This window comes from Mesorhizobium sp. M1365 (assembly GCF_040317865.1).
Taxonomy (GTDB): Bacteria; Pseudomonadota; Alphaproteobacteria; order Rhizobiales; family Rhizobiaceae; genus Mesorhizobium.
This window is the reverse complement of record NZ_JAMYLG010000088.1, coordinates 1-6,552: the sequence shown is the minus strand read 5'-3', so window position 1 is coordinate 6,552 and position 6,552 is coordinate 1. Positions and strand designations below refer to the sequence as shown.

At 58.7% G+C, this 6,552-nt stretch carries 11 protein-coding genes; 8 read left to right on the top strand and 3 right to left on the bottom strand.

The genetic code is table 11. From position 1 onward, the window contains the following. Nucleotides 1-217: 217 nt before the first annotated feature. Nucleotides 218-517, bottom strand: a complete 300-nt coding sequence (locus tag NKH04_RS32795) for a hypothetical protein (protein ID WP_352503878.1) — start codon at nucleotides 515-517, stop codon at nucleotides 218-220. A 95-nt stretch (nucleotides 518-612) separates the two neighbouring features. Then, nucleotides 613-1,368, bottom strand: coding sequence for an SDR family NAD(P)-dependent oxidoreductase (locus tag NKH04_RS32790; protein WP_352503877.1), 756 nt, complete (start codon nucleotides 1,366-1,368; stop codon nucleotides 613-615). Nucleotides 1,369-1,558: 190 nt separating this feature from the next. On the opposite strand from NKH04_RS32790, the gene NKH04_RS32785 reads away from it, so the two are divergent. From NKH04_RS32785 to NKH04_RS32750, 8 genes are all read left to right on the top strand, one after another. Next, complete coding sequence (locus NKH04_RS32785) at nucleotides 1,559-2,131, top strand: L,D-transpeptidase (RefSeq protein ID WP_353045581.1); 573 nt, start codon at nucleotides 1,559-1,561, stop codon at nucleotides 2,129-2,131. A 199-nt stretch (nucleotides 2,132-2,330) separates the two neighbouring features. After that, nucleotides 2,331-2,465 (top strand): ABC transporter, encoded by a 135-nt coding sequence (locus tag NKH04_RS32780; protein WP_352503875.1) that lies wholly within the window; start codon nucleotides 2,331-2,333, stop codon nucleotides 2,463-2,465. 139 nt (nucleotides 2,466-2,604) lie between these two features. Then, a complete protein-coding gene (locus NKH04_RS32775) occupies nucleotides 2,605-3,177 on the top strand; it encodes a hypothetical protein (RefSeq protein ID WP_352503882.1) in 573 nt (190 codons plus the stop codon). A gap of 200 nt (nucleotides 3,178-3,377) precedes the next feature. After that, nucleotides 3,378-3,965, top strand: a complete 588-nt coding sequence (locus NKH04_RS32770) for a protein-S-isoprenylcysteine O-methyltransferase (RefSeq protein ID WP_352503881.1) — start codon at nucleotides 3,378-3,380, stop codon at nucleotides 3,963-3,965. Nucleotides 3,966-3,976: 11 nt separating this feature from the next. Continuing rightward, the gene (locus NKH04_RS32765; protein WP_353045580.1) at nucleotides 3,977-4,756 is read left to right on the top strand and encodes a hypothetical protein; all 780 of its coding nucleotides are present in this window, start codon (nucleotides 3,977-3,979) and stop codon (nucleotides 4,754-4,756) included. Then, nucleotides 4,753-5,643, top strand: a complete 891-nt coding sequence (locus NKH04_RS32760) for an SDR family NAD(P)-dependent oxidoreductase (RefSeq protein WP_352539230.1) — start codon at nucleotides 4,753-4,755, stop codon at nucleotides 5,641-5,643. Before NKH04_RS32765 ends, NKH04_RS32760 begins: the two co-directional genes overlap by 4 nt. Continuing rightward, complete coding sequence (locus NKH04_RS32755) at nucleotides 5,553-6,152, top strand: ester cyclase (RefSeq protein WP_353045579.1); 600 nt, start codon at nucleotides 5,553-5,555, stop codon at nucleotides 6,150-6,152. The genes NKH04_RS32760 and NKH04_RS32755 overlap by 91 nt, the downstream gene beginning before the upstream one ends. Continuing rightward, the gene (locus NKH04_RS32750; RefSeq protein WP_353045582.1) at nucleotides 6,065-6,313 is read left to right on the top strand and encodes an ester cyclase; all 249 of its coding nucleotides are present in this window, start codon (nucleotides 6,065-6,067) and stop codon (nucleotides 6,311-6,313) included. The genes NKH04_RS32755 and NKH04_RS32750 overlap by 88 nt, the downstream gene beginning before the upstream one ends. A gap of 75 nt (nucleotides 6,314-6,388) precedes the next feature. Here NKH04_RS32750 and NKH04_RS32745 read toward each other — a convergent pair. Next, nucleotides 6,389-6,552: transposase domain-containing protein (locus NKH04_RS32745; protein ID WP_353012458.1), on the bottom strand; the 164-nt coding region annotated here is incomplete at its 5' end.

The following is a 6,552-nucleotide window of genomic DNA, read 5'->3' as shown; positions in this document are numbered from 1 at the left end:
TGCAGACCATCGACAACCCGTTCGGCACGAGGTTGTCACCCATGTCTTAAGTACAATCTGTTACCCATGTCTCCGGGTTGGACATCCGTAGGGTGGTAGCGGGAGAGGGATACCGCCAATACAGTGCTGCTACTGAATTCACTTGCTAAATTGAGTCCCTGCGCCTGTTGGCGGTTCGAATCGCGTGCTGTGCGCCACTTTACGATTTTGCGCGATTTCATACCCTGCCGCGGACGGATGCCGCATCACGCCGCCGACAGCCGCACGTGGAACTTGCTGTCGGTTGCCGAAGATTGTGGCAATCCGGACAGACCCGTCGAAACAGGGTGTAGGCTTCCGCCTCCTGGGTCACAACCGCTGTTTGCAGGGTGGCCATGATCTTCTTGCCGTCGTCGATCGACAGGCCCAGGTCTCCTTCACGCAGACGCTCATCGCTTTTGTCGATCCGGACCTCTCGGCGACAGATGTCGCCGAATTCGTTCGTCCCTTCGATCGAAATCGTCCACTCCATTCCCATCACTACCTCCGAAACCAAAGAGATGGTGATGGCCCAGTCGACGCTAACAAATCGTGGCCGCGCTCACCCCAGAGAAGTTACCGGTCTCCACTGCACTAATGGGCGGTGTAAGCTCCGTCCACCAGATGGTAGCTCCCAGTGATAAAGCTGGCCTGGTCGGACAACAGGAAGCACACAAGAGCCGCTACCTCTTCCGGTTTCCCGCGCCTGCCCATCGGCTGAAGACCCGCCATGCGCCGGCTGGCTAATGCCTCCATTTGCTCCGATAAAAGAGGCGTTTCGATCCAGCCGGGGCCGACGACATTGATCCGGATGCCCATCCTAGCATATTCAATCGCCGCAACCTTGGTTAATCCAACGACCCCGTGTTTCGCTGCCGTGTAAGCGGACGCAGTTGGCAAGCCGACGGAACCGAGAACAGAGGACATGTTCACGATGGCACCTCCGCCTCGATCCAGCATCGCGGCGATTTCGTACTTCATGCTGTAGAAAACGCCATTGAGATTAACGTTTATCAGTTTGTGCCAGTTGTCGAGCGGATAGTCTGCCGTTGCTTTTCGAATGCCGTCGATACCTGCATTGTTTACCGCCATATCCAGTCCGCCGCATTTCTGGACAGTGAACTCGATCAGCTTTTCCACTGCTGCCGCATCCGTGACATCTACCGCAAAGTCGTAGGCCCTGCCTCCTTGCGAGCTTATTTCGGCGGCTGTGCAGCGCGCGGCCTCGGCATCAAGGTCGGCGACAACAATCTCGGCTCCTTCTTGCGCGAGTTGCCGTGAAACAGCCGCACCTATTCCGGAGCCTGCGCCGGTCACAATCGCGACTTTACCATGGAAGTCAGGCTTCATCGGCTCTGTCCTATGCCATTTCTGACATAACCGAACAGAGGCAGACGGTCATCGCAAGAAGTTTCGCTCCAATTCGCTTGTTTAATCCTGTGAATTCATTTTTGCCACCACACAGCGAGACTTGGCCCGCAGGCCTCGGAATGGTAGAGACGAGGGCGGCGGTAGATGACCAGTTTCCTAGCAGGTACAAATGGAAGAACACCACATTGCGCGCCGGGGGCTCGTGCTGGGTAGTCTGGCTCTGATGATCTCCGGATGCACGTCGATTTCATCCGCGTTCGGACCAAGGCGTGGCCTGAATCCTCGTTACCGACGGCAGCATGTGCGGTACGACGGAAACGAGCCGGCCGGAACGATCGTCGTCGATACTTCGCACCGTTTTCTCTATGCCGTCGAGTCTGACGGGTGGGCGACGCGCTACGGCGTTGGCGTCGGCGAGCAGGGACTTTCCTTCAAGGGTACAGCGACCGTCGGCCGCAAGGCGGACTGGCCGTCGTGGACACCCACCGCCAGCATGATGCAGCGCAAGCCGCGCCTGGTGCAGTATGCAGGGGGGGTCCCTGGCGGACCAAACAACCCGCTTGGTGCGCGTGCCCTTTATCTCTATCGAGACGGGCGCGACACCCACTTCCGGATACATGGTACAAACGAGCCATGGACGATAGGCACAGCGGTATCGAACGGGTGCATCCGTATGATAAATGACGACGTCATTGACCTCTACGACCGTACTCCTTTGGGCACGACGGTGATGGTTGTTTGATGGTGGGCAGGCCTGATCTTCGTTGGATGGTGAACCCTGCCAGCACGTCACCGCAAAGGTGCCGCCGGCAACCGGGTGCCAACTGTGTCATTTCTGCACTAGGCGTTGGTGTAGATCGCAGCTAACTTCGTGGGGCTGCATATCGTTTTAGTTGTGGCGATTCCATAGGCTATTCCGCCCCCGGGGAAAGGATTGCTTGATGAACAGGATATTGATTGCAATGGTTGCTGTGCTCGCCGTTGCCAGCCTGAGCGGCTGCGCGAACGACTGGATCGGCAAAGGAAAGGGTAAGGCTCCGGCACCCGCTCCGGTAGAGCAACCAGTGATTAAGTAAGGACCGGCTTGTATGGGGAAGGGGTGCCAAGCCCTTCCCCATACATACGCAGCCGGGGCTTTGGCCGGCTTCATAGCGGTTGGCGAGCATAGGCCGTTATTAGGTCTGTGCTTTGTGAAGTTCGGGAATGGACGCGGCGATGACGCTTCTAAGTAGCCGTCTCTTGCTTGTGGCGTTGGTGGCCCTCCCGGCAGCGGCATGTCAGACGAAAGACCTGCCGCCCCAGCCGAATTTCGTATCTTATGCCGATGGCGGAGCTGCGCCTCAAAAAAACGACGAGCGGTACTTCATCGAGTTCCGCTCCCGCTACGCCCTAAGCTACGGCCACACCTACGCAGTTTTTGGGCGCCTGGACCGGGCCGGGAGAATGATCGATCCCCAAGTCGCGGGCCTTCACCCGGCTTCGAACAGTGCGGTTCCCTATGTTCTGGGCCATATCGTGCCGGTGCCAGCCGAAACCGGGTGGAGCGACGGTGATCTGGAAGAACCATACAGATCCGCAAGCTGGCAAATCATATTGACCCGGGCCGAATACGACAAAGTCGTTGCCTACATCCGCAAGCTGCAGGCGAGCTCGCATGTCTGGCAGGCGACGGTCTTGAACTGCAACGGCTTCGTGGCGGACATCGCTCATTCCATGGGATATAAGACTCCCGCCATTCAGCTCCGGCCGCAACAATTCATAACCGAGCTTCGGGAGATGAATACATAACCAAGATTCGAGGGATGAATGGGACCGAATGCGATCGGTACTGCCCCTCCGGCTTTCGCGTCTGCGGACTAACTCGGAGAGGATCGCTGCGCCTGAAGGTCGGCCGGTGACGAAATCGAGACGATGGGTGAAGTGGCCATACTCAGGGGCAGCTGCTACAGTCGCGATCGCAGAAAGGGCGCTGGTGACCTGAAGTGAGCATTGCGGCAGCCTCACTTGGCGAGGTCATTTGGGTGATCGGCATCGTTGCTTGGTACGTGATTCGGTATCCCTTCGAGCGCCGGGCAAGGCGCGTGCGAATTGTAACTGGCTACCGCTCACGTTCCGACATCGTCGGGCTTGCATCTGCTCTGTTTGGCCTCGCAATCCTGCCTGCCTTCTATGTTGTCACCGGCATGCCCGCAGCGGCTGACCACCCGGCCAGCGTTTGGGCCGTGGCTCTCGGCACAATCATCTTCTGCTCCGCGCTATGGGTTTTTCGCAGATCCCATAAGGAACTTGGCCGGAACTGGTCGATTACGCTGGAGATTCGCGAACGGCATGAACTCATCTGCGCCGGACCATACGCTTTGGTCCGCCACCCGATGTATACCTCGTTCCTGCTCATGGGCCTCGGCCAGGTCTTTTTGCTGGCGAACTGGATTGCGGGCATATCGGGTTTGATTGGGTTCGCAGTCCTTTTCCTGCTGAGAGTGGACGAGGAAGAGCGTATGATGCTGGAGAATTTCGGCCCGCAATACCGTGCCTATATGGAAAAGACCAAGCGAATAGTCCCTTATCTTTATTAGAGGTACGTTTTATGCGAGGCCGAGCCCTCAAGCTTTCCGCGCCCCGGCGCCTTGTTGGCGATCTGATGAGGTTTTCGATCGGCGTGCCACGGGTCGCGGTGCAGCGTCAGATGAACCTCAGCCCACTCGTAAGGGCTAGAATGGCGCAGCACACCAGGCCCTCCTGGACCGCGATCTTCCTGAAAGGATATGCGCTTCTTGCCCTAGAGATGCCGGAGCTGCGGCGCGCCTATGTCAAGTTGCCCTGGCCGCAGCTTTATGAGTATCCGGCAAGCGTAGCCTCGATTGCCCACGAGCGCGAATATGATGGCGAGCCGGCCGTTCTGCTGAGCTGCATCAAGTGCCCGGAGCGCTACTCCATCACGGAACTTGAGGGATCCATCCATGCGGCTCGATCACGGCCGATCCTGGAGGTCCCGGAGTTTCGGCGTGCCTTGCGGGTGGCAGGTGCGCCCGCGCCAGTCAGGTGGCTGCTTATGTGGCTAGGGTTGAACATCGCCCGGCAAAGGGCAAATTACTTCGGTACCTTCCAACTGTCGGTCTATTCCGGTCTCGGTGCGGAATCACTCAACCCGCTGACACCACTGACCACGCTTCTGAACTACGGTCCGATCGGCAAAGACGGATCGGTGAATGTCCGCATCCACTACGATCACCGGGTCATGGATGGAGCGAACGTCGCACGAGCACTGGAGAGATTCGAAAAGATCCTGAACGGCACTGTCGCCAATGAAGTGATGCTGCTCGGTCAAGGAGTTTCCGCTCCTGCAAGACAGAGGAACGCGACGTGATTTCGCACTGTGAATACCGGCCAGCTATCGTCGTGATTGGCGGCTCGGGTGGAATTGGCCGGGCGATTGCGAGCGTCGCGGCAAGGGAGCGCGGTGCGGTTGTGCTGGTTGCCCGCTCGCCCGAGGGTTTGGCCGCCGCGGCGTCTGAGGTTAGGGAGGCGGGCGGCGAGGCATTCACGCTCGAGTTGGATCTCGTGGCAGGCGATGCGCCGACGCGCATGGAGGGCTTTCTGTCCACACACGGCCTGGTCTGTGATGTCCTGGTCAACAGCGCCGGCTATGGCCTGCGGGGCGCGACGACGGCGCTGCCTATTGATGATCAACTGGGCATCATCGATCTCAACATACATTCCCTCACAGAACTGACCCTCCATTTTCTGCCGGGAATGGTGGCGCGCCGACGGGGCGGGGTGCTCAATCTCAGTTCCGTGGCCGGGTTCGTTCCCGGGCCTTATATGGCTCTGTACTTCGCCAGCAAAGCTTTCGTGCGCTTCTTCTCAGAGGCGCTTCACCAGGAATTGCGCCGAACCGGTGTGACGGTCACATGCGTTGCACCAGGCCCGGTGTCGACGGAGTTTCTCGCAAGATCAGGCGCCAATCAGACGGCGCTCTTCAACATCTTGCCCAAGGTGGATCCGGAGTATGTGGCCGAACGGGCGTGGCGAGGGTTCAAATCCGGTCGTCGCCTCGTCGTACCGGGAATCTCGGGCAAGTTGGCTGCCCTTGCGGCAGCGCTCCTGCCTTCAGCAGCGCTGCTGCCCCTGGTCGGCCGGCTGCAACTCGGCGGCAATGATCAATGTCCTTGCGGTTCAGGTATGAAGTTCAAGAAATGCTGCGGTACGCGCCAGATTCAGCTACGCCGGGGCCCTCGGGGAATTATCCCCTGAAGGACCAGCACGCCCGCTCGCTATTTCAGAAGTCGCCGATGGTCTTGGCAACGACCAAACGCTTTCCACTCTTCGAGTCACAGGCGGCTCAGCACGGTCACTGCCGACGATGCAGCCTGCCAGCGAATGGAACCGGGTACAGCAGCCCATGTCCGATTCTGATGCCAATAAAGCCATCGTACGCCGCTATTTCGATATGTTCCGGTGATCTGACCCAGCTCGCCGACATTGTTTCGCAGGACTATGGTGACAAGCTGAATGAACAATCCTCTGGCATCGACGTCATCCGCGGCTATCTCGAGGGCCTAAAGTCCAGCTTTCCCGATTTCACTTGGACCATCGAGCAGATCATCGGCGAGGGCGATCGGGTGGCGGTCATGAATCGCGTCAGCGGCACCCAGGTGAAAATGACTTCGGTGAGATCAAGGCGACCGGCAATCGCGTCGATTTCGCTGCTTTTCAATTCTATCGGATCGCCGACGGAAAGCTCGCCGAGCACTGGGAGGTAGCCGACTTCGCCAAGTTCCAGGAGCAGCTGACCGCCAAGCCGCCAGGGAGTGCCTTCAATGCTTTTCATGCCTTGGCAGTTATCTTAAACTTCCACCGATTGCGCCGCACTTCCTCAGCTACACCAATGCCAGCTTTCCCGTACGCAGTGACCTCGCAGTAAGCGCGATTTTCCCTGCACGTTGACGCCGGCGCTTTCGACGGATGGCCTTCGAATTGGGAACGGTATCTGGTCTGATCAGGCTGCTGTTGCTTTGGCGAAGTTGAAGGGCAGCAGATCCTCGATGGCTGCGTTCTCGGGGCGCTGAGGTAGTTCAGTGAGGACGTGGCGCAGCCACGCTAACGGCTCGACGCCACAGGCGCGGCAGGTCAACATCAGGCTGTAGATGACGGCGCTGGCCC

Excerpts from the sequence above, each read along its gene's own strand:
- NKH04_RS32755 (WP_353045579.1), top strand. The coding sequence starts at position 5,553 with ATGTCCTTGCGGTTCAGGTATGAAGTTCAAGAAATGCTGCGGTACGCG.
- NKH04_RS32765 (WP_353045580.1), top strand. The coding sequence starts at position 3,977 with ATGCGAGGCCGAGCCCTCAAGCTTTCCGCGCCCCGGCGCCTTGTTGGC.
- NKH04_RS32795 (WP_352503878.1), bottom strand. The coding sequence starts at position 517 with ATGGGAATGGAGTGGACGATTTCGATCGAAGGGACGAACGAATTCGGC.
- NKH04_RS32780 (WP_352503875.1), top strand. The coding sequence starts at position 2,331 with ATGAACAGGATATTGATTGCAATGGTTGCTGTGCTCGCCGTTGCCAGC.
- NKH04_RS32790 (WP_352503877.1), bottom strand. The coding sequence starts at position 1,368 with ATGAAGCCTGACTTCCATGGTAAAGTCGCGATTGTGACCGGCGCAGGC.
- NKH04_RS32785 (WP_353045581.1), top strand. The coding sequence starts at position 1,559 with ATGGAAGAACACCACATTGCGCGCCGGGGGCTCGTGCTGGGTAGTCTG.
- NKH04_RS32775 (WP_352503882.1), top strand. The coding sequence starts at position 2,605 with ATGACGCTTCTAAGTAGCCGTCTCTTGCTTGTGGCGTTGGTGGCCCTC.